The organism is Scytonema sp. NUACC21 (assembly GCF_054684315.1).
In genome coordinates, this window is record NZ_BAAFZH010000028.1 from 1 (window position 1) to 24,107 (window position 24,107).

Annotated in this window: 21 protein-coding genes and 5 pseudogenes; 17 read left to right on the forward strand and 9 right to left on the reverse strand. The window is 42.5% G+C overall.

All coding sequences use genetic code 11. The features are described 5' to 3' along the window. The coding region (locus ACYRY3_RS02235) for a ribonuclease catalytic domain-containing protein (RefSeq protein ID WP_460200161.1) at window positions 1-1,992 on the forward strand (1,992 nt) is incomplete at its 5' end. Between the two features lie 102 nt (window positions 1,993-2,094). Further along, a complete protein-coding gene (locus tag ACYRY3_RS02240; protein WP_460200162.1) occupies window positions 2,095-2,316 on the forward strand; it encodes a metallophosphoesterase in 222 nt (73 codons plus the stop codon). Window positions 2,317-2,340: 24 nt separating this feature from the next. Here the strand turns inward: ACYRY3_RS02240 and ACYRY3_RS02245 are convergent, their stop codons facing one another. The 4 genes from ACYRY3_RS02245 to ACYRY3_RS02260 all read right to left on the reverse strand — a co-directional run bounded on the left by ACYRY3_RS02245 (window position 2,341) and on the right by ACYRY3_RS02260 (window position 4,768). Further along, window positions 2,341-2,550 (reverse strand): hypothetical protein, encoded by a 210-nt coding sequence (locus ACYRY3_RS02245; RefSeq protein WP_460200163.1) that lies wholly within the window; start codon window positions 2,548-2,550, stop codon window positions 2,341-2,343. After that, window positions 2,550-3,002, reverse strand: a complete 453-nt coding sequence (locus tag ACYRY3_RS02250) for a DUF6932 family protein (RefSeq protein WP_460200164.1) — start codon at window positions 3,000-3,002, stop codon at window positions 2,550-2,552. The genes ACYRY3_RS02245 and ACYRY3_RS02250 overlap by 1 nt, the downstream gene beginning before the upstream one ends. A 459-nt stretch (window positions 3,003-3,461) precedes the next feature. Then, complete coding sequence (locus ACYRY3_RS02255) at window positions 3,462-3,821, reverse strand: hypothetical protein (protein ID WP_460200165.1); 360 nt, start codon at window positions 3,819-3,821, stop codon at window positions 3,462-3,464. Between the two features lie 173 nt (window positions 3,822-3,994). Next, on the reverse strand, window positions 3,995-4,768 hold the full coding sequence (locus ACYRY3_RS02260) for an NAD(P)-dependent oxidoreductase (protein WP_460200166.1): 774 nt from the start codon (window positions 4,766-4,768) through the stop codon (window positions 3,995-3,997). On the opposite strand from ACYRY3_RS02260, the gene ACYRY3_RS02265 reads away from it, so the two are divergent. Together ACYRY3_RS02265 and ACYRY3_RS02270 are read left to right on the forward strand one after the other, a co-directional pair. Further along, window positions 4,740-5,495 carry an LmeA family phospholipid-binding protein gene (locus ACYRY3_RS02265; RefSeq protein ID WP_460200167.1) on the forward strand — a complete coding sequence of 252 codons (756 nt, stop codon included), beginning with the start codon at window positions 4,740-4,742 and terminating at the stop codon, window positions 5,493-5,495. The genes ACYRY3_RS02260 and ACYRY3_RS02265 overlap by 29 nt on opposite strands. 79 nt (window positions 5,496-5,574) lie before the next feature. Beyond that, entirely contained in the window at window positions 5,575-6,867 is a 1,293-nt protein-coding gene (locus ACYRY3_RS02270) for an APC family permease (protein WP_460200168.1), read from the forward strand. A 213-nt stretch (window positions 6,868-7,080) separates the two neighbouring features. Here ACYRY3_RS02270 and ACYRY3_RS02275 read toward each other — a convergent pair. Continuing rightward, a pseudogene (locus ACYRY3_RS02275) lies at window positions 7,081-7,152 on the reverse strand (photosystem II protein D1); the annotation flags it as partial. Between ACYRY3_RS02275 and ACYRY3_RS02280 the strand changes: the two are divergent. Beyond that, window positions 7,153-7,701, forward strand: a pseudogene (locus ACYRY3_RS02280) (TonB-dependent receptor domain-containing protein); the annotation flags it as partial. It abuts the pseudogene before it with no gap. 7 nt (window positions 7,702-7,708) lie between these two features. Continuing rightward, a complete protein-coding gene (locus ACYRY3_RS02285) occupies window positions 7,709-8,911 on the forward strand; it encodes an MFS transporter (protein ID WP_460200169.1) in 1,203 nt (400 codons plus the stop codon). Between the two features lie 154 nt (window positions 8,912-9,065). Here the strand turns inward: ACYRY3_RS02285 and ACYRY3_RS02290 are convergent, their stop codons facing one another. Beyond that, window positions 9,066-9,377: an RNA recognition motif domain-containing protein gene (locus ACYRY3_RS02290; RefSeq protein WP_460200170.1), complete on the reverse strand. Its 312-nt coding sequence runs from the start codon at window positions 9,375-9,377 to the stop codon at window positions 9,066-9,068. Between the two features lie 232 nt (window positions 9,378-9,609). Here ACYRY3_RS02290 and ACYRY3_RS02295 point away from each other — a divergent pair. From ACYRY3_RS02295 to ACYRY3_RS02310, 4 genes and pseudogenes are all read left to right on the forward strand, one after another. Beyond that, window positions 9,610-10,821: pseudogene (locus ACYRY3_RS02295) on the forward strand (AAA-like domain-containing protein); the annotation flags it as partial. A 119-nt stretch (window positions 10,822-10,940) separates the two neighbouring features. After that, the gene (locus tag ACYRY3_RS02300; protein ID WP_460200171.1) at window positions 10,941-11,849 is read left to right on the forward strand and encodes an isopenicillin N synthase family dioxygenase; all 909 of its coding nucleotides are present in this window, start codon (window positions 10,941-10,943) and stop codon (window positions 11,847-11,849) included. A gap of 102 nt (window positions 11,850-11,951) precedes the next feature. Next, a pseudogene (locus ACYRY3_RS02305) lies at window positions 11,952-12,242 on the forward strand (magnesium-protoporphyrin IX monomethyl ester (oxidative) cyclase); the annotation flags it as partial. A gap of 173 nt (window positions 12,243-12,415) precedes the next feature. Then, the gene (locus ACYRY3_RS02310; protein WP_460200172.1) at window positions 12,416-12,661 is read left to right on the forward strand and encodes a type II toxin-antitoxin system Phd/YefM family antitoxin; all 246 of its coding nucleotides are present in this window, start codon (window positions 12,416-12,418) and stop codon (window positions 12,659-12,661) included. Window positions 12,662-12,849: 188 nt separating this feature from the next. Here the strand turns inward: ACYRY3_RS02310 and ACYRY3_RS02315 are convergent, their stop codons facing one another. Further along, complete coding sequence (locus ACYRY3_RS02315; RefSeq protein WP_460200174.1) at window positions 12,850-14,313, reverse strand: hypothetical protein; 1,464 nt, start codon at window positions 14,311-14,313, stop codon at window positions 12,850-12,852. Window positions 14,314-14,390: 77 nt separating this feature from the next. Between ACYRY3_RS02315 and rpsT the strand changes: the two genes are divergently transcribed. The 3 genes and pseudogenes from rpsT to ACYRY3_RS02330 form a co-directional block, all read left to right on the forward strand. Next, a complete protein-coding gene (gene rpsT, locus ACYRY3_RS02320) occupies window positions 14,391-14,696 on the forward strand; it encodes a 30S ribosomal protein S20 (RefSeq protein WP_460200176.1) in 306 nt (101 codons plus the stop codon). Window positions 14,697-14,820: 124 nt separating this feature from the next. After that, on the forward strand, window positions 14,821-15,606 hold the full coding sequence (locus ACYRY3_RS02325) for a TatD family hydrolase (protein WP_460200182.1): 786 nt from the start codon (window positions 14,821-14,823) through the stop codon (window positions 15,604-15,606). A 727-nt stretch (window positions 15,607-16,333) separates the two neighbouring features. Beyond that, window positions 16,334-16,795, forward strand: a pseudogene (locus ACYRY3_RS02330) (DNA-directed RNA polymerase subunit beta); the annotation flags it as partial. Here ACYRY3_RS02330 and ACYRY3_RS02335 read toward each other — a convergent pair. After that, on the reverse strand, window positions 16,779-18,641 hold the full coding sequence (locus ACYRY3_RS02335; protein ID WP_460200177.1) for a M28 family peptidase: 1,863 nt from the start codon (window positions 18,639-18,641) through the stop codon (window positions 16,779-16,781). The pseudogene ACYRY3_RS02330 and the gene ACYRY3_RS02335 overlap by 17 nt on opposite strands. 579 nt (window positions 18,642-19,220) lie before the next feature. On the opposite strand from ACYRY3_RS02335, the gene lepB reads away from it, so the two are divergent. The 4 genes from lepB to ACYRY3_RS02355 all read left to right on the forward strand — a co-directional run bounded on the left by lepB (window position 19,221) and on the right by ACYRY3_RS02355 (window position 23,457). Continuing rightward, window positions 19,221-19,868 carry a signal peptidase I gene (gene lepB, locus ACYRY3_RS02340; RefSeq protein WP_460200183.1) on the forward strand — a complete coding sequence of 216 codons (648 nt, stop codon included), beginning with the start codon at window positions 19,221-19,223 and terminating at the stop codon, window positions 19,866-19,868. 205 nt (window positions 19,869-20,073) lie between these two features. Further along, the gene (locus tag ACYRY3_RS02345) at window positions 20,074-21,675 is read left to right on the forward strand and encodes a two-component system response regulator (protein WP_460200178.1); all 1,602 of its coding nucleotides are present in this window, start codon (window positions 20,074-20,076) and stop codon (window positions 21,673-21,675) included. Then, the gene (locus ACYRY3_RS02350; protein WP_460200179.1) at window positions 21,672-22,868 is read left to right on the forward strand and encodes an NAD(P)/FAD-dependent oxidoreductase; all 1,197 of its coding nucleotides are present in this window, start codon (window positions 21,672-21,674) and stop codon (window positions 22,866-22,868) included. Before ACYRY3_RS02345 ends, ACYRY3_RS02350 begins: the two co-directional genes overlap by 4 nt. A gap of 67 nt (window positions 22,869-22,935) precedes the next feature. After that, window positions 22,936-23,457, forward strand: a complete 522-nt coding sequence (locus ACYRY3_RS02355; RefSeq protein WP_460200180.1) for a DoxX protein — start codon at window positions 22,936-22,938, stop codon at window positions 23,455-23,457. Window positions 23,458-23,571: 114 nt separating this feature from the next. On the opposite strand, the gene ACYRY3_RS02360 is transcribed toward ACYRY3_RS02355, so the two are convergent. After that, a partial coding sequence (locus tag ACYRY3_RS02360; RefSeq protein WP_460200181.1) for a sensor histidine kinase occupies window positions 23,572-24,107 on the reverse strand: 536 nt, incomplete at its 5' end.

The following is a 24,107-nucleotide window of genomic DNA, read 5'->3' on the forward strand; positions in this document are numbered from 1 at the left end:
GTAGTAGACCGTCCAGACGGGAAAGCCCGTTGGTTTGTAGTCGATGAACGGGGTCAATCTCATAGTCTTGCACCTCGGCAATTTACCTTTACAGTAACAGGGCAAACCTACAAGCCCTCGCAGATTCCCGAATTTCTCGAAGCCGTCAAGTCTTATTTAGATCCGTCTAGCTTGGAAGTGGCTTGGGAACTCCTGGTAGAAACGGGCGAAACAGCCACTCCAGCAGATATGGCGAATTTGCTATTTTCAGAAACAGAAGCGCATCACGTTTATGCCGCTCACTACTTATTGTCGGAGGACAAAATATACTTCAAGCAGAAAGCAGATGCTTACGAACCGCGAACTGCAGCAGCGGTGGCAGAACGCAAACACCAACTTGAAGTAGAGGCACTCAAAGCTAAGGGACAACAGGAATTTTTGACGCGAGTCGAACAGGCGCTCAAAGGGGAGACAGTAGAGTGGCAGCGTCACGATCGCCATAAGTTAGAAGCCCTAGAAAAGTATGCCGCACTCCTTGCCGACATTGTGCGTGTGGGGTTAAACTATGACTCCCTTTCTCGGGCATATCCACCTCCTCAGCCAGTTCAAGAAACAATGAACTTGCTCGGACGCCCCGCAACTCCCCAAGGAGCATTTCAACTCTTGGTGGATGTAGGTTGGTGGAGCGAGCATGAGAACTTATTTTTACGGCGTTCGTCAATTCCCATACAGTTCCCTAGTAAGGTGTTAGAAGTGGCGCAAGAGCGATTGGACTCACATCCGCCAGATCGGGATATTAATCGTCTGGATCTCACACACCTCAAGGTGTATACCATCGATGATGAAAGTACCACCGAGATAGATGATGGTCTGAGTTGGGAACAACTCCCGAATGGCAGGGAAAGGTTGTGGGTACACATTGCCGATCCCACTCGCTGGTTGATGCCAGAAGACGATCTGGATTTAGAAGCAAGAAAACGAGGCAGCACCGTCTATTTGCCAACAGGCATGGTTCCTATGTTCCCCGAAGTTTTGGCAACCGGACCCATGAGTTTGGTTCAGGGGAAAATTTGTTATGCCTTAAGTTTTGGCATTATTTTAAACGAAGCAGGAGCTGTAGAAGAATTCAGCATTCATCCAAGTCTGATTAAACCAACCTATCGCCTCACCTATGAAGATGTAGATGAAATGCTGGATTTGGGCGTACAGGCAGAACCAGAAATAGCAGCAATTGCCCGTTGGGCACATCAGCGCAAAGCATGGCGGTATGCCCAAGGAGCAATCAGTATCAATATGCCTGAGGCAATGATTAAAGTCAAAGGAGAAGATATCAGCATCGATATCTTAGAAGACTCTCCATCCCGGCAATTGGTGGCTGAAATGATGATACTTGCTGGTGAAGTCGCCGCACGCTACGGTCAAAAGCATAACATTCCCTTGCCCTTTCGCGGTCAACCACAGCCGGAGTTACCACCAGAGCAAGAATTAGTACAACTTCCTGCAGGATTTGTTCGTGCTTGTGCCATGCGGCGCTGTATGCCCAAGAGTGAAATGAGCATTACTCCTGTGCGTCATGCGGGTTTGGGTCTGGATACTTACACTCAGGCAACCTCTCCCATCCGCCGTTACAGCGACTTGCTCACCCACTTTCAACTAAAAGCACATCTGCGCGGTGATGTGCTGCCCTTTACAGCAGAAGAACTCAAAGAAGTCATGATGACTGTATCTACCATTACCCAAGAGGTGACAATGGTAGAGCGTCAAACCAATAGATATTGGGCTTTAGAATACCTGCGCCGAAATTTTGATAAGGTTTGGCAGGCAGTGGTTCTGATGTGGTTGAGAGAAGACAGTGGTTTGGCACTCATTCTATTAGAGGAATTGGGTTTGCAGTTACCTATGTCTTTCAAACGTTCAGTGAGGTTAGGCGAACAACTGTTAGTTAAGGTGGCCCACTCCGATCCCCATAAGGATTTCATCCAGTTTCAGGAAATCATTTATCAGGAAGCTTGATTTTGTCCGCACACCTTGGTGCGGACAATTTTTGCTTGTGGGACGATTGACTTGTCATTTAAAGAGGACGGCAATGGTTGTTATGAATCAACCATATCAGCCATGAAAATTCAAATTTTAAGTGATTTACACCTTGAATTCCAACCTTTCCATATTCCACATACAGATGCTGATGTTTTTGTCCTTGCTGGAGATATTAATCTAGGGAAAAAAGGAGTTGCTTGGGCAGTAGAAAATATTCCAAGTAAACCAGTTATATATGTATTAGGAAACCACGAATATTATGGTGCAGCTTATCCAAAGCTGGTTACGGATACCATTTAACCCGGTAAAATCTTGTAACTAGTACTAAATTCTACTGTGTATTAGGGTGTATCCTCCCCAGCCCGAAATTTCTAACTTTAATTCGTCAACTTGACTCTGGTATGAGTCTCGGTGCAGCTTCCACCGTTCCGGTTCTGCCTTCAATTGTTCATTGCTATCTAACTCTGCTATAGACTGTTCAAAGCGTTGCAACCAATCTAAGGAATTTTGATACTGTTGCTCGTTTTTGATCATTATGGTTTCCACCTTTGTAAATCTATAGCAATAATTCCTTTATGCGTGTTCGTCCTGGTATCAAATTGAAAAAAATCTATGTAGGCTGTACCGGAATCATTAGCAGGATAACTTGACGGAAAGATTTCACCCTTATACTTAATTTTTTGTTCGGCACGACGCAGCGCGAAATTAAATAAAACCGGAGCAATAGATTCTAGATAATTTATATCAACCCCATTATCCTCCCAACAAGCATCAAAGTCTCCAGGCTTTTGTTTATTGGTGACAAAACTACCATCAATATAAATAGTTCTACAACCTGCTGCTTTTAATTGAGTCATTGCCAGTTCTAAACCATCTACCATGCGCTGTCTAGTTAAAGAAGTACCAAATATTTCCTTAAATTCCTCCCATTCTGCCCAGTGTATTCCTGGTGGTAAATTACCATTCTCTTCAAATTCTGGAATCATTTCTCACACCCTAACACAGTTTTATTATCCGGTTATGAGTGTCCCATAATTATTTAAACTCAGCAGGGTCTAACAAAACTAAATCCTTGAGACAATCATCAGCATACACTCTAAAACCTACAATTACTCTTTTGATTCTGGCTCACTCACGCATTTAATAAATCTGATTCCTAAATTTGTTATATAAATTTCATCATTTTCTAGTGCGGATTGGTGTATGAATCCTCCTGCTGCTGCAATAGTTAATCCATCCTGAATTATATACTTTTGGCATAATCCCATAATCCTTAAATCTTCTATAGAATCTTTTATTTTTTCAAGGTCTAGATATGTATGCTTAGTTTCCAGAAAATTTTTTATATTTTCTGCTATTGTGCGTCCATTTCCTTGCTTATATAAATCAAATATTGCATCTATAACTTTTGCATCATTTGGAGATAGTTTTCTTAAAGTATCGATCTATACAGGTTTTACTTCTTCACCTGAAATTTCGTATAGTAAAAGCTCAATCCATTTCTTTCGCAAATTCTCATCTTCTTTTAGCGGAACATTTTCAAGCCCTTGTATAAAAGTTTCATCGCTTGGTGGTATTACTTGTATCTTTCTTTGGTCTATTTTTTCCTTAACCTCTAATATAGCGCTAACAGCTTTTAAAGCATTTTTTTTATATCTGATATTGTCAATTTCGTCTGCTAATAGTAATCCTACTTTTTCAGCAGCAGGGCCAAATATTGTTTTGATTGCTTCTTTAATACCTGATTCCTTCCAAAGTTCTACAGCCGAACTAGCAAATTTTCCTAGTCCTGTTAAATCTTCCATTGTTTGTCTCGCCTCTAATGTTAAGGGTTTTCACTATGTTAGCGTAGTTGACTCTCAACCATGACGTGTTTACTGCTTATAAAGCTAGTTTAGGCTTTATTTGGGCTTGATTTTTGTCTAAGTCCCATTAGTAGATAGTAGTTAGTAGTTTTCCACTAACCACTAACTACTAACTATTCATGTGAATTAATTGCAGAAAAGATGGATGAGTAATCCGCGTTAGAAAATGACATTTTCATTGCCCTTTCTAGAATGTCCCGCACACCTTCAATCCCAGCGACATTTAAACCAGCGGATTTTGCCTCAGATATAAATAAATCTGTGTCTTTCATCAAGTGTTTTGTCGGAAAATTGGGATTTGCATAGTTCCCCTCCAGCATCCGTTGGAGCTTTTTATCAAAAGTTGGTGCGTAAAGGGCGCTGTTACGCAAAATTTCCATAAACAAATCTACATCGATACCTTGTTGCTGAACAAAACTCAGGCTGAGAGAAAAAGCAGTCGTCAGAGAAGCAATTAATTGATTAAGTGCTAATTTAAGTGCTGCAGCAGTTCCCACAGAACCAACAAGTACGGGTTCTGGACCAAAATTTTTCAATAAATCTAAATAGCGCTGGTACTGTTGTCGGAGTGCGCCCACCATAACAATCAAGTTACCAGCTTTTGCTTCTGGAATGCTACCAAGGACAGGTGCTTCTATATACTCGCCACCAGCCGCAATCACTGCATCTCTAATTTCCCTGCTTTCTGTGGGAGTAATTGTTCCCATCTGGATAACACAGCGCCCCGCAACAGTTCGCCAAGACCTATCTGAAAGTAAAACACTATATATAGCTGCAGCGTTACTCAGCATAAGAATGACACAATCAGCAGCATTGATTGCTTGATAGGAGTGGGTTACAACTTGAGCACCTGCAGCTTTGAGTGGTTCTAACTTTTCTGGGGACACCGTAGCCAGCCAAACGATTCGCCACCTATTCGCTAAAAGCGAGTCAGTAGAAGTCTTTGTCCGCTGCTACCCCTCCAGCAAATTATTGCAAGGCAGTATCGACAGCTTCAAAATGAGCGGTCGTGGCTTGGTAATTCGCAAAGACTTTGCCGTTGAAGAAATGTCCTTTGAAACTGATGCTGTCGCCATTGACTTTAGCTCCGTTCTCAGTGGCAAACTCAGTCTCAAGCAACCAACTCAAGCTATTGCCCAAGTCATCCTGTCGGAAGCAGGTATTAATCAAGCTTTTAAAGCTGAATTGGTGACAAAGCGTTTAATAAATCTTACTTTACCAGCATTGACAGCATTATCTGATGGCAAGCCCGTCTCCTTTCCTGAAATTCAAGTACAGCTCTTACCTGAAAATCGGTTGCGTATTTTTGCAAAAGCTGATTTAAGCAACGGAGAACCCATACCATTGCATATTGTTGTTTCTGTAGCTGTTGAACGGCGGCGGCATATTTCTTTTAAAAACCCCGTAGTTGAACTTGAGCAAGTGCCAGACACGCAAAAAGAAATTTCGCAAACTCTCAGCCTAGCACTGGTAGAAATTTTAGATAATATGGTCGATTTAGATCGGTTTGACCTAGATGGGGTCAAAATGCGTCTGAATCGCTTAGAAACTGAAGGACAACGGCTAATTTTCAGCGGATATGCTGAAATTGAGCGTATTCCCAAAAGTTCTTAACCACTAACCACTAACCACTAACCACTAACCACTAACCGATACAATCTTTTGCAGAACGATCGTTTCCAGGGAAAGTGTCGTGTCGCATACAACTTCATCGCCGCAACTGCAACGTGAGTTAGGGGTTGTGGGTGCAACTGTGATGGGACTGGGTTCAATTATCGGAACTGGGGTCTTTGTCAGTATTGGTATTGCCGCTGGAATTTCTGGTGCAGCAGTGATTATAGCCGTGATTGTTGGAGCGTTGGTGGCAACTTGCAACGGGCTTAACAGTGCCCAGCTTGCTGCCAATCATCCTGTTAGTGGTGGTACTTATGAGTATGGTTACAAATATCTAAATTCTTGGCTTGGATTTACGGCTGGATGGATGTTTTTGCTAGCAAAATCTGCCTCTGCAGCTACCGCTGCTTTGGGTTTTGCTGGTTACTTTCTCAACGCTACGGGTCTGACGGGACGTGGTTTGCTTATACCTTTGGCTTTAGCATCTGTGTTAGTTCTTACAGCGATTGTTTTAAGTGGGATTCGTCGCTCTAATTTTGCCAATATTGCGATCGTGTCCATCTCAATGCTGTCTCTAGTTTTCTTTATTCTGGCGGGAATACCTAAAGCTGTGACAAATGGGGCGGAAAATCTCACACCTTTCTTTAAAGACTCTGTAGGAACAGTACTCCATGCTAGTGCTTTGATGTTTGTCGCTTATACCGGCTACGGTCGCATAGCCACTATGGGGGAAGAAGCGAAGGAACCACGCAAAACAATTCCAAAAGCGATCGTTGTGACGATGATACTAACAATGGTGCTTTATGCAGCTGTTGCCGCTGTTGCTGTTACGGCAGTAGGACCGGATACTCTTGGTGCATCGGCGTCACAAGGACAGGCAGCCCCTTTGGAAGCAGCAGCCCGCAGTTTTGGCATTCCCGGCGGACCCCAAATTTTGGCAGTTGGTGCAATTTTTGCCATGCTGGGAGTGCTGCTCAATCTAGTTTTGGGCTTATCGCGTGTATTGCTGGCAATGGGGCGGCGGCGAGATATGCCCAGAATATTCGCTAGGTTGAATCAATCGGGAACAACTCCTACTCCCGCCGTCATTGTTGTAGGTATGGCAATTGCTCTTCTCGTTTTGATTGGAAATGTTAAAACCACTTGGTCTTTCAGTGCCTTTACCGTTTTGATTTACTACGCAATTACTAACTGGGCTGCGTTTTACTTGACACCATCAGAACGACTGTATCCTAAATGGCTGGCACTTGCTGGTTTGGCAGCTTGTCTGTTTCTGGCTTTTTGGGTAGAACCTTTTATTTGGCAGGTGGGTGTAGCACTTATTATTGCTGGTTTAATCTGGCACGCTGCTGCTCAGAAATTGACATCTTGACAGATACACAAGTTGAATTTACCCCCCTTTGTCTCTCTCGATCAAGCCGTGTACATACAAGTTGAATGTATCCTCCCTTAATCCCCCTGAATAACCAGCAGTATTTTTTATCAACTCTGGGCTAGAGAGGGGTAAAAGCAAAAAAGCGTCCTCCGGAAAGAGGGCGCTTTAATTATTTCGAGAGACGGAATATATCCCATCTCTACATTATTATTAACCGTTGATTGCGGGAGCGCTGATTGCAACAGGAGCAACTTCAGCCGCAGCCAAGTCGAGGGGGAAGTCGCTAACCTATCGGTGTTTCATACAGATGTTGATAACTACCAGGTGTTGCTAACCGATAACTTTGGCTTTTTTGCAAATGTTGCCAATGCTGCAGTTAGCGTGACTGGACTTGAATTTGAGATGAGAACACAACCAATACAAGGGCTAGAGTTGGTGGCTGGTGTTGGCTATGTCAACAGCCAATTCAAAGACTACACCAATCCGTTTACAGGTGTAAACTTCAGCAACAATCGCGTTCCCTTCGCACCAGAAGTTACTTATAACGTTGCGGCTCAATATCGAAGTCCTGGCGGTATTTTTGCCCGTTTGGAATTGCGCGGTTACGGCAAAACTTATTTTGATGATGCCAATCAAGTTAAGCAAGATCCATTTGCGCTGGTGAATGCCCGAATTGGTTATGAAGGAGCTAACTACGGTATTTACTTATTTGCTAATAACTTGTTTGATACAAGCTATATTACGTCTGGGTTCTTGTTCTCACCGCCGAATGCGATCGCGGGATTTGGCGAGCCGCTGACTTACGGAGTGCAAGTTCGTGCCAATTTATAACAGTATCATGAGACCAAAGCTAGTTCTGCTTGCGACCCTCTATATTTCTCAGTTCATCCCTACCACGTTCTTTATCCAGACACTACCCGTTTTCATGCGACAACAAAATATGTCGCTCGATGCCATTGGATTTTTGGGTTTGTTAGTTATTCCGTCAGGGTTCAAGTTTCTTTGGTCACCGCTCATTGACCGCTACCATTTAGGTAGGCTAGGACATTATCGCGGTTGGATTATTTGTTTTCAATTGTTGTTAACCTCAACCCTGTTTGTCAATGCTTTTGTTGATATCCGAAATAACTTAACTGTATTGCTCATTTGTATGTTTTTGGCGTGTTTGTTTTCCGCTAGCCAAGATATTGCAACTGATGCATTAGCAGTCAATTTGCTTGAACCCCAAGAACGCGGATTGGGGAACGCCATTCAATCTGGGGGAAATGTTTTGGGAGCAGTTATTGGCGGTGGTGTCATGCTGATTCTGCTAGAGAAAGTGGGATGGCGGTATAGTCTAATTGCTATGTCAATCTTCATGCTACTAAATCTATTGCCAACATTGGTTTATCGAGAACAAGTTTCTGCAAAATCAAAAAACTTAAGCTTTTTTAGAGCGTACTTTCAGCCGTTTGTTAACTTCTTCTCTCGTTCAAAAATGCTATCGTGGCTTTTCGTCGTGTTTCTGTATATGACTGGCGATAGTGTGACGAGTATATTAATTCGTCCGCTCTTGGTAGATAGGGGTTTATCTTTATCAGATATTGGCTGGGTATTGGGTATAGTCAGTTACAGCGCCCGCATTGCGTCAGCCTTATTTGCTGGAGTGATGATTGTGCGGTGGGGACACAAGCATTCTCTAATTTTGTTTGGAATTATAGCAGCCCTGACTACGCTCTTGTATATTGTGCCAGCAATGGGCGTTGCTAGTTTACCTGTACTGTATGCCGTGTGTATTCTAGTTAACGCAACCCAGAGTATGGCATATACGGCATTGCTTAGCGCCGTGATGGACAAAAGCGAACGTGCAACTGCTGCAACCGATTATACAATTCAAGTTTCAATAATGTTTTTAGGTGGAATTGCCGCCACAATTTTGAGCGGGATTCTTGCACAAAGAACAGGGTACACCCCGACGTTTCTCATCAGTGCGGCTGTGAGTTTATTAAGTGTGTTTTTTACAACTAAAGTATACGATTCTGCCGCAAAAAGCATGTCTTAATATTTACCCCATAGAAGTTTGACAGCTTGTCTTTTGACGCTAGGTGCTGTGTGGGGCGCAAAAAAGGGCAGAACCTTGTCTGCCCATACCCGAGAGTTCAATTATTTGTTTGAAATGAAAAAATTGGAACAGAAGCCAAAATTTATCTCAAAGCTTAGTAGCGCCGAGAGTAGCTTCCACCATTGTTTGAGCGTCGCCCGCCACCAAACGAAGAACCTCTGTCTTCCCGTGGCTTAGCCTTATTGACCTTCAGACTGCGGTTCATCCATTCGGCACCGTCAAGAGCCTCAATAGCTGCAGTTTCTTCTGCATCGCTTTCCATGTCCACAAAGGCGAAACCCCGCACGCGACCTGTTTCCCGGTCTGTAGGTACTTTAACGCTCTTCACAGTTCCATATTCTGCAAAGACCTGTCTGAGGTCTTCTTGTGCGACCTCATAGGATAGATTACCAACATAAATCGACATAAAACTTCTCCAGAATCAAATTATGTAGAAATTTAGATTCGGAGAGACACTTGTAAGTAGATAAAGACAAATTGCACAACCGAATATAATTCTATGTACTAAGAATAACACAAATTTCCAAATGTGTAAGGAAATTTCAAATATTGGTCATTTGTCAAATGACTAATGACTTTCTGCTCAAGCTGCTATCTCTATTGAAAATGCCCGTCTCTACGGACAATGAGAAGATTATAACCGAAATCTAGAGTTGAGAGTAGAAGAGCGCACTCAAGACCTTTCACAAACCCTAGAAATTCTCAAAGCCACCCAAGCCGAACTGCTCTTTGAAAACGAGTTACTTAAAAGTGCCGAACAACCCTCAACCTTTGACTATCAAGTGGGAGGAAGTTTGCCGATGGATGCTCCCACTTATGTTGTGCGCTCAGCAGACCGTTATCTCTACAAAGCCTTAAAGCGCGGGGAATTTTGTTACATTCTCAATCCCCGGCAGATGGGCAAGTCAAGCCTGATGGTACGCATGATAAACCATCTCGAGCATGAGGGATTTAACTGCGGGGCAATCGATCTGACCCGCATTGGTAGCGAAAACATCACGCCTAACCAATGGTACAAAGGATTGACAGTAGAGCTATGGCGAAGTTTTGATTTACTAAGAAAGGTAAATCTAAAAACTTGGTGGCAAGAGCAAGGAGATATTTCTCCGGTTCAGAAGCTGAGTCAATTTATCGAAGAATTTTTGCTCGTTGAAGTGGCTCAAAATGATGACACTATCTCTAAAAATCTGGTAATTTTTATCGATGAAATTGATAACGTCTTGAGCTTGAATTTCCCAGTTAATGACTTTTTTGCTCTGATTCGCTCCTGCTATAACCAGCGTAGTATGAATCCAGAGTATCGATGTTTAACCTTTGCTCTTTTTGGAGTCGCCACCCCTAGCGACTTAATTACTGACCACCAAAGAACGCCGTTTAACATCGGTCAGACTATTCAATTGGAAGGCTTTAAAGAACATGAAGCACAACCTTTACTTCAGGGATTGGCAGAGAGAGTGAGCAATCCTCAAACACTCCTAAAAGAAGTGTTAGCTTGGACTAGTGGTCAGCCTTTTTTGACCCAAAAGCTATGTAACCTCATCCGCAATTCTTCATCTCCTGTTCCTACCAACAGAGAAGCTGAATGGATTGAAAATTTGGTGCAAACTAAGGTAATAGAGAATTGGGAATCCCAGGATGAACCAGAGCATTTGCGAACCATCCGCGATCGCCTCCTCAATAGCAAACAATCCATTCGGCTACTCGAACTCTATCGACAAATTTTGCATCAAGGAGAGATTGTTGCAGTTGATAGTTCAGAGGAAAGAGAATTGCTTTTGTCGGGGCTAGTAGTCAAGCAACAGGGAATTTTGAAAATCCAGAACCGTATTTATGAATCAATCTTTGTTTGATTAAATTAAGTTCGCCTGTAAGCCTCTGCGAAATTTGCCAAAAATTTGACCTTAACAAGCTACTAGCGACAGGAGATGATAAAGTTAGTTCTGTCGAGTTTTTCCTCTAATACACTTACATGGGCAAGATTCCAATAATTGATTTTTCTCTCTTTACCAACGGGGATACGATAGATAAACAAACTGTAGTTAAGCAAATTTATTTAGCTTGTCATGAAATTGGTTTCCTATATTTAAAAAATTTTGGCATATCTCAAGATTTAATTGAGCAAGTATTCAGACAAAGCCAAGACTTTTTCAATTTGCCTTTGGAAGCCAAGCAACAACTCGCTTGGAGTGATGAATTCAGCAATCAAGGTTACGTTGGTATAGAAAGAGAACGCCTCAATCCCAATCAACCAGGGGATTTAAAAGAAGCCTTCAATGTAGGCAAAAACTTTGTTGCAATCAACAATTTTTCTTTGAACGCAGAATTTCGCGCTTGCATTCCCTCCTTTTATGACGCTTGCACCGAACTTGCTAATAAAGTGCTGCAAGCTTTCGCGTTGGCTTTGCAATTGCCAGAAGATTTTTTTGCCACAAACCACAACCAGCAAAATCATACTTTGCGATTGCTGCACTATCCCTCATTGTTGCAACCAGCTAAACCAAGACAAGTTCGTGCTGGGGAACATTCCGACTATGGCAGTATTACACTGTTGTTTCAAGATGAAGTTGGAGGATTAGAAGTGCAGACAGCTACCGGAGAGTGGATTGCAGCACGGGGGATTCCCGCTACTGTTGTCGTCAATACTGGGGATTTAATGGAACGTTGGACAAATCACGTATTTTGTTCTACCAAACATCGGGTAATGATTCCTCAAGATGATAGGGTCAAGCAATCGAGATATTCTGTAGCTTTTTTCTGCCATCCTAACGATGATACAGAAATTGTGTGTCTCGAAAGCTGTCAGAAGGATAAGCCTGCAATATATCCCCCTATCCTTGCCGGACAATATCTTTTAAGCCGTTTGCAAGCAACGTATTGAATCTTTACACCTTGACATACTCCCCAGGCTAAAGGCGTGGGGATTCTTTACGCTTCATCGACTGACGCTACCGAAGTAGTCTGACTCTGTCTCGACGTACATTTAGGTTTAGATGCACGGGACTATGATAAGTACGTCATTGAAAAAACCAACGAAACTGCAGGGCGCGTCTTCCCAGTCATGCTGGATGTGGAACGTCCGGAATTCTACGATCGCCTGGAAATTTGTGTCAAGAATAACGAAAAATTGACAGCGATCGCTAACTCCAACACCCCCAAATTCCTGCAATTCTTCCAGAAGCTACCCTATTACATCTCCAACGGCTGGCAACTCCTGCGGTTGTACTTCATCAAACCAGTTGATGCTATTGCAGCTCAAGGCACAGCGCGTTAATTTGCCGCGATAAATCTGTCTAATAAAAAATGTAGAGATGTTATTTATAATGTCTCTACATTTTTTGTTAATGATTTAGTGGTTAATAGTTATATATTTCCTTTTGTTTTCTAAAATTGTAGAATTGCTACAACCAAACTAAACTTAGTTTATAGACTTAGTTTTTTAAGATTATGGAAACTGTAAATATCCATCAGGCTAAAACAAACCTCTCTCGGCTACTGTCCCGTGTAGAGCTTGGAGAAGAAATTGTTATTTCAAACCGGGGTATTCCAATTGCAAAGCTTGTTCCATTTCGGACATCGTTAGATCGACGATCTAGTTTGGGAAAAGACCGGGGACTGTTTACCGTACCAGATGACTTTAATGCTCCTTTACCAGAAGATATACTAGCGGCATTTGAGGTTGGTGTAGAGTGAGACTTTTATTGGATACTCAATGCTGGTTATGGTGGTTTGAACATGATATTACCTGAAAAATGCTGTAAGTTTGCCTGCGCGAACTCATGAAAATTAAGGTTTTAAAACTCACCCAGGTGGGTTTTGCTTGTATAGCTGTGAATTCTATTCGCCTGGGCTGTAGGAAAAAATGCAAACGTTAGATGCGATTATTTCCTATTGCTAATACCATCACACAATTTGCGATCTTCTTCCTTAACATTGGGATTATTTTTAAGATAATTGTACGTCCAATAGTCATGAATCCAAGCACAACCCTTTGCCAGTAAATCATCCAGATCGAAATTCCACAAGCGCGTACTGTCATCACCTGCGCTGGTAATGGTCTTGCCATCTGGGCTGAAGGCTACACTTCTGACAAAATCGCTATGCCCTTCAAAACGATTTCGTTCTTCTATCTTGTAAACAACTTTATGTAAAGCAGAGATTGCCTTGAATCGAGTGTCACCTTCTAATCTCTTGCTTTTCACCTTTTTTCCCAGTTTCAAACCGACGGCTAATGCATCAAGTTCAAGGTAGGAAGCCAGTAAGTTTTCTGTCGTTAAACTTTGTGCCAGAATTTCTGCATTAACTTGAAGTTTTTCTGCTTGTGTTTTGGCATTGTTTGCTTCTGTTTCTCTTTGCTTGGCAATGTCTCGTTGCTTTTGAGCTTCTTGCAGACGTTGCACGGCTAATTTTTCAGCCTGTTGGGTTTGTTGAAGAGAATTAGCTAACTGTTGTCCACGTTGTTCTGCTATTTGGCGTTGCTTTGCTTCCGCTTGTTGAGCCAGTTTGGTTTTTTGCAGAGAATCAGCTAACTGTTGTCCGCGTTGTTCTGCAAGTTGGCGTTGCTTTACTTCCGCTTGTTGAGCCAGTTTGGTTTTTTGGAGAGAATCGGCTAACTGTTGTCCGCGTTGTTCTACAAGTTGGCGTTGCTTTTCTTCTGCTTGTTGTAATGCTTCAGCGCGTCTTTGAGCTTTTTGTGCTTCTTGCGCGTTTTGTTGTGCCAACTGTTCGCTCTTTGTAGCATTATTGCGTTGTGTTACTGCTTCTCGACGTTGTTGTTCTGCATGCAACGCTATTGCCACCACCATAACAGAAAATACTGCTGCTGTCATAAGTAAAGGTAGTGACGGCTTGAGGCGTTCCCACAAATCCTGCAACTTCAACGGCAAGTGTTGATTGACCCACTTTAAATCAAATACCCTGTAATAAATTTGATTCCGCACCTTCAATACAGCACCCTCTCGCTTTACCACACCTGAAAGCTTGAGATGGGATTTCACGAGTGACCTTTCTTCATCTAAAACAGGTAGCCTACCGCGACGAATGCTGCGATAATTTGTCAGCACGCCTTCTTCATCTGGTGCGCGTTTGGTTAACATATCCCGCACAAACTGCAAGTTATTATCTTGCTCGCTCATTTTCCCAAAAAAGGTACTGCTGACTATGCCATCAATATCCGCTTGCGACCAACTTTTCTGCTCTTTTTGTCTGATTATGCTGCAAAGTCGTTGCGTTAAATAGGGATGCCCTCCCGTCCATTTCAGCACCCACTTCAGAACTTGCAGTGCTTCATCTTTTGATAAATCCAATCCCTCAGCCAGGGGTTTTGCTTCTTGAACGCACCCCAACTAATTGCAAGCAATATAGTTAGGGATTCTTTCGCTAAGAAACCGCAAGATTTCTCAACGTCTTTCTGGAACTGACAGTGGCGAATACAAAGTCTGCTCTTAAGCGCGCCAAAATCGCGGAACGCAACCGACTGCGTAATAAAGCATATAAATCGGCAGTGAAGACGCTGATGAAAAAATACCTTGCTGCTGTTGAAACCTATGCAGCTAACCCGAGCCCGGAACAAAAGCAAGAAGTACTTGCTCATATGTCTGCCGCTTACAGCAAAATAGACAAAGCTGTAAAACGCGGTGTACTTCATCCTAATAATGGAGCAAGAAAAAAGTCAAAACTGGCTCAACGGCTTAAAGCGCATTCACCTACAGTGGCAACTGCACAATAGTCATAAGTCATAAGTCATAAGTCACGGGTCATTAGTCATGAGTCAAGAGTTGCTGGGTTGAACAAAGGACAAATGGCAAATGGCACTGGACAAAAGACAAATAATAGATGACAAAGGACAAACGATGCAGCTGATTGACACCCACGTTCACATTAACTTTGACGTTTTCCAATCTGATATAGAAGCAGTTCGCAAGCGATGGCAAGAGGCAGGAGTGGTACATCTGGTACATTCCTGTGTCGAGCCATCAGAGTTTACAAGCATTCAAGCCCTAGCTCATCGCTTTCCTGAAGTCAGCTTTGCAGTGGGGTTGCATCCTCTAGATGCAGACAAGTGGAGTGAATTAACAGCTGAAGAAATAATTTCTCTGGCTCGTTCTGATTCCAAAGTTGTAGCAATTGGGGAAACGGGGTTGGATTTTTACAAAGCAAGTAACTACGACCAACAGTTGCTGGTGTTCGAGGCTCAGTTAGAAATTGCGGCTGAGTTGAACTTGCCAGTGATTATCCACTGCCGCGATGCAGCAAGTGAACTGAAAGAGGTGCTAAAAAAATGGAAAGGCATCAAAGGAGATAGGGTTCGGGGAGTCATGCACTGTTGGGGGGGAGACCCGGAAGAAACTCAGTGGTTTCTTGAGTTGGGTTTTTACATTAGCTTTAGCGGGACTGTTACCTTCAAAAATGCCAAACAAATCCAGGAATCGGCAGCAATGGTGAGGAGCGATCGCTTGTTGGTAGAAACAGATTGTCCGTTCCTGTCTCCCGTACCAAAACGAGGTGAGCGGCGCAATGAACCATCCTATGTTCGCTATGTAGCTGAGCAAGTGGCTCGATTGCGAGGAGCAACACCAGTAGAGATAGCCGCCCTCACCACCCGCAACGCCTGTGAATTGTTTGGCTTAAAAGTGTAAACTTTCCCTGACACCAGTTTGGTGTCAGGAGAAACACAAAAACTTTGGGAGGACAAAAATATGGTAAAATTAATTCCTCCAAAATCACTAAGCGTGGGTCATAATGGTTAAGGAGGCAACAAATTAATTAAATTAACAGACTAGAGTTGCTTTTTTATTCACTTGACCATCCTGATATCTCTACAGGCGGATGCTCCGATTCAATGACGAACCCTTTGTGATTAGGTTAACCTAGACTTTTCTCCTGGGAAGCGGCTATATAAATACCTATTGTTAAATGAAAATTGTCCGCCCGATAGCGGAGCTAACGGCTAAAGCCGGATCGCAAACCGCAAAAACCAAGCCATCCCAATACAAAGCTAGCTCAGTGGAAGATTATCCTCTGAGCATACAGTCTCATTGCACCGCTAACAAAACACAGTCTGTTCCGTAAAAGCAAGGTTCTTGAGGTGGAAAGAAGTTGCGTATTTAAAATAACGCGCTTTTTGGAGGGGGAAATGAGGATAGCTAAAAAGCTGAAAAAAAATTTACACCATTCATCTTGTGGAAATAAAGACAAGTTCGGAGACGACTTGGCAGGTTTTCCCCAGAAGTTGCCATTACCCTGTTTCCCAACCCACAGATGTCCGCTTTAAATTCAATCCAAGTGCCCGCGTATGCACGCGTGTGGTAGAAGGAGAAGTTCTCACACACAAATAAGTTTAACTAGTTTGACAAAGGTAGAGGCATGACTAACGATTCAATTATGGAACCCGCCTTTATGCTACCCGACTTGATAGAAATCCAGCGTTCCAGTTTTCGCTGGTTTCTAGAAGAAGGGTTGATAGAAGAACTCAACTCCTTTAGTCCTATCACAGACTACACTGGAAAACTAGAGCTCCACTTTTTAGGTCACAACTACAAGCTCAAAGAGCCCAAGTACAGTGTTGAAGAAGCAAAAAGGCGGGATAGTACATACGCGGTACAAATGTATGTACCTACCCGTCTGATCAACAAAGAAACAGGAGAAATCAAAGAGCAAGAAGTCTTTATTGGGGATTTGCCTTTGATGACAGACCGAGGCACCTTTATTATTAACGGTGCTGAACGGGTGATTGTTAACCAGATTGTACGAAGCCCTGGAGTTTATTACAAATCAGAAATTGATAAAAACGGGCGACGGACCTACTCGGCTAGCTTAATTCCCAATCCTCAGAAACAACGCAGGCAGCGTATCCCCGCTCATGAAAACTGGCGTGGTCACTTCTGCCTTCAGCTGGGTCTTTGTCTTTATTTAGCCAGCTTTTACTGGTATAAATTTGCAATGGCTGAAGTTCTGGAGAGACCTGTTTTGTTACCTTACCAAGGCGTTCTGCAAGCACCAAAGACCTATTTTGAACATCTTTTGAAGGCAAATAGCCGACATGAACCTCAAAAGAACGTGGCGGATTGACGTTATAGCCAATCATATCCATCTGGTAGACGGCAACAATGGGAGCTGCGATCGCTGCCTGTCCTCTAGCGTAGGCTTTACTCCCTATCAAACCGTGTTCTTCTGCATTAAACAGTACAAACCGGATGGAACGCTTGGGCGATTTGATGGCAGCTAATTTCTTGATGACACCCGCTATCGCTAAGACCGCAGCAACGCCACTAGCATCATCGTCTCTACCGGGGGCAATATCTGTTTTTGGATTGAAATGGTCGCTAAAGGCTGCTGTAGAATCCAGGTGTGCAGTAATTAGGACAAGTTCATCAGATCCTGTACCGCGTAGTTCTGCCTCGACATTGTGTAGAAGTTGACCCTCATGAATGAATGGGTACAACCTGACAGTAAAACTATCACCACCTATCTCCATGAAATCCCTTGCCAGTGCTTCCGTCGCCACTGCATTATCAGAATTTTGAATATGGCGACTCTTGATTGTGATTTGACCTGCGGCATCTAGTGGTTTAATGCCGGTGTAACGGTCAAGGTAACTACTAATGACCTCGGGAGTAATTTCGCCAAGCTTGTCCAATTCATCTTGGCTCAACGATGGCTCCACTCTAGGTTCTTGTAAAAAGCTTGCTGTTCTGGCATTGCTGCCTTCTCCAAATGGCTCTAACAAACTCATATCAGGCAGAAGCTTGAGATTATGCCCGTGATAAGCTTCTTCAAAGTGATACTCCTCTACCGTTCGCCCAGCTGGCAAAGCAACATACAGTCCTTCACTAGATGAAGACAATACCCAATTGGATTCTTCATCGTTGGTAAAGAAGTGGCTGGAATGCCCTTGTGGAGCAAGAAAACCGGTGCGAGTTTGGCGATCGTCTCGTAAAAGATACAATTCTGATGTCAGAGGCTGCTCTTCAACACCAAGACGATCGACCTCAAATCCCAAATCATCAAGTTTTACACTAGTTTCTCTAGAGGCGATCGCATAAACTTTGCTTCCTTCTGTGCCGGTCACATACAATGGCACTACAGGCAATGCTCTCATCACTTGCCGCCATGCTTGTTCACTTTGCTCCCTGGGGACGGTAACGCGAATATATCTTAAATGGCTGCCATTCAGTACTTCCAATACCAAACACGGATGGGGAGCTACGCGCCAACCTGCTTGGATTGCGTAGCTTCGTTCCTGACTATCCTCCCCCACAAATAGGCATTGCTTCGGGTCATCAGCGTAACCTGCTTGACCTGCTGCACGCTCAAATATTTCTGAGGAGTTTTTTACACCATATATAAGTAGATCGGGGTCGAAAAAGTCGTAAATTTGTGACTCTCGCAGCACTCTGTTCGCGTTTTCGGGTGTATCTTCGCCGATATTCGAGATAATCCCAATGCGAAGGTTGCGATCGCGCAACTGCCGCAGAACATGTGGCACATAAGGATAAACATCTAAACCATCAAGACGATAGGGAAAAGGTAATATTTTTGGCGTTCCAAGAGTATCGCCTATGTCAAAAAAAACAACAGGCTGCGTGTTTTTATTCATAATTTGCTCTTGCGAATTATCTGCAATGCTTTTGGTTAAACAACACTGTTTTCCCAAACTTCCCCGGAAAAACATGGAGTTACTTTTAGTTAAATTTTATTAACCTTTAGCAGTTAGTTGTTGGCTGTATTTGGTATTTATGAGTTTTGTTTATTTACCACTAGCTAATGTAATAGCGGAGCTAGCCACGATCTTCATGGACTTTTGAGATAGGACACATAGCGTGCCATCACTCTTATGATGATAAAATAACCTAAAACCCTCTACTGCAAAGGAATCTAATATTTTTCCCCAACATTGTTATCATTCTTATCCATTATTCACATAATTATTTTTTTCAGATTTATGGTTTTTCTGCCAACGGGCTATTTTTTTATAATAGCTCTAAATAATTCTGCCTAATAATTTTTTAGCGAGACTTAATAATCAGTGCAATGTGAATTAATTCAAGTCACTATAGCAATTTATTTATCAAATTCGACAGAAAATCTGTTGCCTTCTTATTGCTAATGATTAAGAGTAATAGGGATGAATGGATTGCCCGGTGCTAATCGGTCGAGAAAACACAATCGCTGCTAGGCGAAAGAAGTGGGAAAGACGAAAACCTCTGCTTCTTCAGAAAAATGGCTTTTTTCTTTCATATTGGTGAAATGACTGCAAAATCAAGTGTCTGACAACAACTCTAGCAGCCAACAACCCAACAACTCTTGGATCGCAGAACTAGGTAGGACGGTGGTTCTAAGTATTGTTCTCGCCCTAGGAATTCGCACTTTTGTTGCCGAAGCACGTTGGATTCCCTCTGGCTCAATGGAACCTACTTTACATGGTTCTCCAAATCAGTGGGAGGCAGACAAGATTATTGTCGATAAATTAGGTTACAAATTTTCCGCTCCCAAGCGCGGGGATATTGTAGTATTTTCTCCTACAAAAGAATTACAAAAAGAACAATACCATGATGCTTTTATTAAGCGTGTGGTTGGCTTGCCAGGAGAAAAGATAGAACTTAGGGATGGTAAAGTTTACATCAATGGGAAACCTTTACCAGAGGAGCAGTACCTGAGTAATGGGCAGCGTACAGTTATTGACGTTTGTACCTCAGGGCAACAACCGCCTTTCCTATCCCAACCTGTCACAATACCGAGTAACTCATACTTAGTTTTAGGAGATAATCGTAACAGCAGTTACGATAGTCGTTGCTGGGGTGTTGTTCCCCGTGAAAATATTATTGGTCGGGCGGTACTTCGCTTTTGGCCTCCCAATCAGATTGGGGGAATAGATAAAAAGCAGTTGTATAACAACTAAGTATCAAAAGAAATATCAAGATCTATAAATTCACCCAAGTCTTTGTTTGTTGAGGCTTGGGTTTTATCGCGTAGGTAGGTCAGCAGAATTGATTTTCACCTTCTACTCTCTATTATGGACATAAGTGTGTTTTTACGCATTTTCCGCGATTCTGGAAATTATGATGACTTGAGAGAATTGTGTAAATCGCGAGAGTAAAAGTACCATGAGTTACGAAAAAATAGTTTTTGACAAACTTTCTCATAAAAAAGATATCTTAATTATTGATGATACAGCAGACAATCTACGTGTTTTATCCTCAATCCTTACAAAGCAAGGATATCGTGTTCGCAAAGCACTTAACTGGCAAATGGCTCTCATGGCTTGTAAAACCGTCTTACCAGATTTGATTTTACTTGACATTATGATGCCAGACGTGGATGGATATGAAGTTTGTCAGCGATTGAAAACTTTAGACGTGACAGCCGATATTCCAGTGATTTTTATCAGTGCTTTAGATGATGTTTTTGATAAAGTGAAAGCCTTTAATGCAGGAGGTATAGACTACATCACAAAACCCTTCGAGTTGGAAGAAGTTCTCGTGCGCGTGCAAAATCAACTGGCATTAAAAACAGCGAAAGAAGACATTTTAAAACTGAATGCTGACTTAGAGCAGAAAGTTAAAGAACGGACTTGCGAGCTTGAGACATCTCTGAAAAAGCTACAGCAGGAGATGAGAAGACGCAGGCACCTGCAAAGTAAACTACTGGATATGGCGCTTCATGATTCTCTGACCAAATTACCCAATCGAGTTTTGTTTATTAAAAAATTGGAAAAAGCTCTTCAACGTGCCAATTTGGAGCCAGATTATGGTTTTGCTGTCCTTTTTTTAGATTGCGATCGCTTTAAAATCGTCAACGATTCTCTAGGTCATTTTGTAGGAGATGAATTGTTAGTTGCCATTGCCCGACGTTTGCAAGCATCTTTAAATTCTACTGATACATTGGCAAGGTTTGGAGGTGATGAATTTGCCCTTCTTTTAGAGAATTTAACAGATGTTAGTATGGCAATTTCGGCAGCAGAAAATATTTTACAGCAACTATCAATTGCTTTTCAATTATCCAGGTACGAAGTATTTATTAATGCTAGTATTGGTATTATCTGGGGCGATGCTCACTACGAACACCCAGAATATTTACTGAGAGATGCAGATACAGCAATGTATCGTGCAAAAGCTTTGGGAAAAGCAAGGTATCACCTTTTCAATCCGGGAATGCATCAAGAAGCAATCCAGCTTTTAGAACTAGAGCACGATCTCAGGAAAGCGATCGAGCGACAAGAATTGATTATTCACTATCAGCCAATTATTTCTTTAAAAACAGGTAGCATCTCAGGATTTGAAGCCCTTGTACGCTGGATTCATCCCATTCATGGACTTATTCCTCCTACAAAGTTTATACCCATAGCAGAGGAAATAGGTTTGATTAGTACTATTGACATATGGGTACTGCGCTCGGTCTGCCATCAATTATGTATTTGGCAAAATCACCCCAAAACAAAAGGCTTTTCCACTATGAGTGTCAATCTTTCAGCGCGTTTATTTTCGCGTTCTGACATCATAGAGACTATTGATAAAATTCTAGATGAAACTCAAGTGAATCCTAATTGTTTACAATTAGAAATTACAGAAAGTGTCATCATGGAGAATAGTGAAACAGTGAAAACCATACTTGAGCAGTTGCAAAAAAGAAAAATTAGGTTAAGTATGGATGATTTTGGTACGGGTTATTCATCCTTAAGTTACTTACATAGGTGCAAGACACGGTGAAATCAATTCATCTACACGAATGCAAAGTTACTGTAGCTTCTGGAAAAGTTTTTGACTACAGCAACTTAGTCCTAGCACTGGGAGGGAAAACAACTTATTTTAATACTCCTGGTGCAGCAGAGAATGCAATGCCGTTTACGAATGGTACAGAAGCGATCGCGTTGCGAAAACACTTACGAGAGCGTCTGCATCTAGCACTCCAAACTCAAGACTCAGAACGTCGGCGTTTGCTGCTTACCATTGCCATTATAGGTGCAGGTCCCGCAGGCATTGAATTAGCATGCACATTGGCAGATTTATTGCCCATCTGGTACGACGAGTTGGGCGGTGATGCAGCTGAAATTCGGGTTGTCTTAGTCAATCGCAGCCGTGAAATCCTGAAAGGAGATGTCAATAGCCATTTGCGTTGCACAGCACAACGGGCGCTCAAAGGTCGCGTCATTCCTGTAGATTTCGTATTTGATGCGGCTGTGACAAAGATTCAAGCCGATGGTGTAGAGTATCGGCAACACGACCAAACACGAATTTTACAGGCTGGAACAATCGCTTGGACTGCGGGTACCACTCCCAATCCTCTGTTAATGGAGTTACCAATCTCAGAAGACAGGCGAGACAAACGAGGACGGCTTGTGGTGACACCGACATTGCAACTCCCTAATTTTCCAGAAGTCTTTGTGGCGGGAGACTGTGCAACAAATAGCAACAATCCCCAACCACCTACAGCACAAGTTGCGTATCAGCAAGGAATTGCGATCGCCCGCAATCTCCAATATTTATGGGAAAACAAACCTACCGTTCCCGTGCAAATCCAAATGCGCGGTACATTGATGAAACTGGGACTCAACGAAGGTGTTGCGAATTTATTTAATAAAGTCCAAATCAAAGGTCAGCCCGGTCATCTGATTCGGGAAGCAACATACTTGGAACTGCTACCAACCCCAGCTCGTAACCTCAAAGTGACAACGGAATGGCTGACCGATAAATTATTCCACCGCCATCGCCCTTTTTCCCACATGCAGCTAGGACAAACTCCTTGGCTGTATGGGGTTGCAACTGTAGCAGCAGGAATGATTTTGGCAAGTCCTCTCGTTTGGCGGGCTGCTCAACCAACCCAATTTCAGCAAACCCTAAGTTGGACGGGCGTACCGACTTTACTCAATCGACTTGCACCTCCTTCTTCCCCTTCTCGTTAAAGTTTTTCCCAATATCTTTGCTAAAAAACACTTCAAAAACCTCTATCTCATCTCTAGGAACGTACTTATGAAATACTTACTCAACCTCCGGACTGCTGTGACTGTCAATCGCGTAACAATGGGTGTTTTCTTTTTCCTGTCTGGTATTGCTAACTACCTCAACTTTAACGTTCCTAACGGTTTCTACCAAACAGTTCTAACTCAAAAACTTCAAATAATTGGTCCTGGAATTCCACCGGGATGGGAAGGTATAGGACCGCTACCTGGATTCATTGCTATTCCCTATGCTTGGTTGCTACCTTTAGCAGAAATTGTACTGGGTGCATTGTTTGCTCTCAATTATTGGGTACGGTGGACGGGGTTACTATTAATTCTTATGACGTTTAGCATCATACTGGCATTTGGTATTGTACCCGCTGGCAGTTTGTTTCCCAATGCAGCAGAAAGCTTTAACAAAAACATCTTATTCATGACTTTAATCTGGATGTGCATTGCTTACGAAGCTTACGAACAAAAAATGAGCCGTCGTCGCGCCCAAGCAGCATCCGATTATGCTCTTACTGCTTCTAATAAAGAGCTTAATGTGTAAAGATACGCTCTCATGAAAGCATCTCTACAAAGGATAACAAAACCCAATGTTGAATTGAAATGTTGGGTTTTGTATATTTACAAATTATATGATGGTTAACAATTAAGATTTGCTTTATAAGGGTAAACTGATTGTAAAAATACTTCCTTCCCCTAATTTTGATTGCACGCTGACACTACCTCCCATTCCCTCTACAAGTGTCTTGACAATCGATAAACCCAAACCACTACCGCCAGTTGCATGACTGCGAGATTCGTCTACTCGGTAAAATCTCTCGAAAATACGTGCTTGGTGTTGCAGGGGAATACCATAACCCTCGTCGCAAACTTGAATGATTGCCTTATCTTGAAGTTGATATAATTTAAAGATTATAGGTGTACCAAAGTCAGAATATTTGATAGCATTATCAATTAAATTGAGTAACACTTGTTTAAGACGGCTGTAATCTACTTTGACTTCAATTGGATGAGGTGCTGCCTCAATGGTAATGACGCGATCGCTATATTTCTTTGCCATCATCACTATTTCTTCAATTAAGTCATTCAGCACGTAAGATTTCATTTGTAAGTGCAAATAACCACTATCTGCACGTGCTAAATCTAGTAAATCTTGTAGCAGACGGATGGTACGCTCAGCTTCTGATGCAGCAG

What these genes read in the sequence shown, in the direction of transcription:
- ACYRY3_RS02290 (WP_460200170.1), bottom strand. Translation starts at nt 9,377, where the DNA reads ATGTCGATTTATGTTGGTAATCTATCCTATGAGGTCGCACAAGAAGAC.
- ACYRY3_RS02245 (WP_460200163.1), bottom strand. Translation starts at nt 2,550, where the DNA reads ATGATCAAAAACGAGCAACAGTATCAAAATTCCTTAGATTGGTTGCAA.
- ACYRY3_RS02355 (WP_460200180.1), top strand. Translation starts at nt 22,936, where the DNA reads ATGAAATACTTACTCAACCTCCGGACTGCTGTGACTGTCAATCGCGTA.
- ACYRY3_RS02240 (WP_460200162.1), top strand. Translation starts at nt 2,095, where the DNA reads ATGAAAATTCAAATTTTAAGTGATTTACACCTTGAATTCCAACCTTTC.
- ACYRY3_RS02345 (WP_460200178.1), top strand. Translation starts at nt 20,074, where the DNA reads ATGAGTTACGAAAAAATAGTTTTTGACAAACTTTCTCATAAAAAAGAT.
- ACYRY3_RS02335 (WP_460200177.1), bottom strand. Translation starts at nt 18,641, where the DNA reads ATGTTTTTCCGGGGAAGTTTGGGAAAACAGTGTTGTTTAACCAAAAGC.
- ACYRY3_RS02285 (WP_460200169.1), top strand. Translation starts at nt 7,709, where the DNA reads ATGAGACCAAAGCTAGTTCTGCTTGCGACCCTCTATATTTCTCAGTTC.
- ACYRY3_RS02255 (WP_460200165.1), bottom strand. Translation starts at nt 3,821, where the DNA reads ATGGAAGATTTAACAGGACTAGGAAAATTTGCTAGTTCGGCTGTAGAA.
- ACYRY3_RS02250 (WP_460200164.1), bottom strand. Translation starts at nt 3,002, where the DNA reads ATGATTCCAGAATTTGAAGAGAATGGTAATTTACCACCAGGAATACAC.
- ACYRY3_RS02325 (WP_460200182.1), top strand. Translation starts at nt 14,821, where the DNA reads ATGCAGCTGATTGACACCCACGTTCACATTAACTTTGACGTTTTCCAA.
- ACYRY3_RS02310 (WP_460200172.1), top strand. Translation starts at nt 12,416, where the DNA reads ATGGAAACTGTAAATATCCATCAGGCTAAAACAAACCTCTCTCGGCTA.
- ACYRY3_RS02300 (WP_460200171.1), top strand. Translation starts at nt 10,941, where the DNA reads ATGGGCAAGATTCCAATAATTGATTTTTCTCTCTTTACCAACGGGGAT.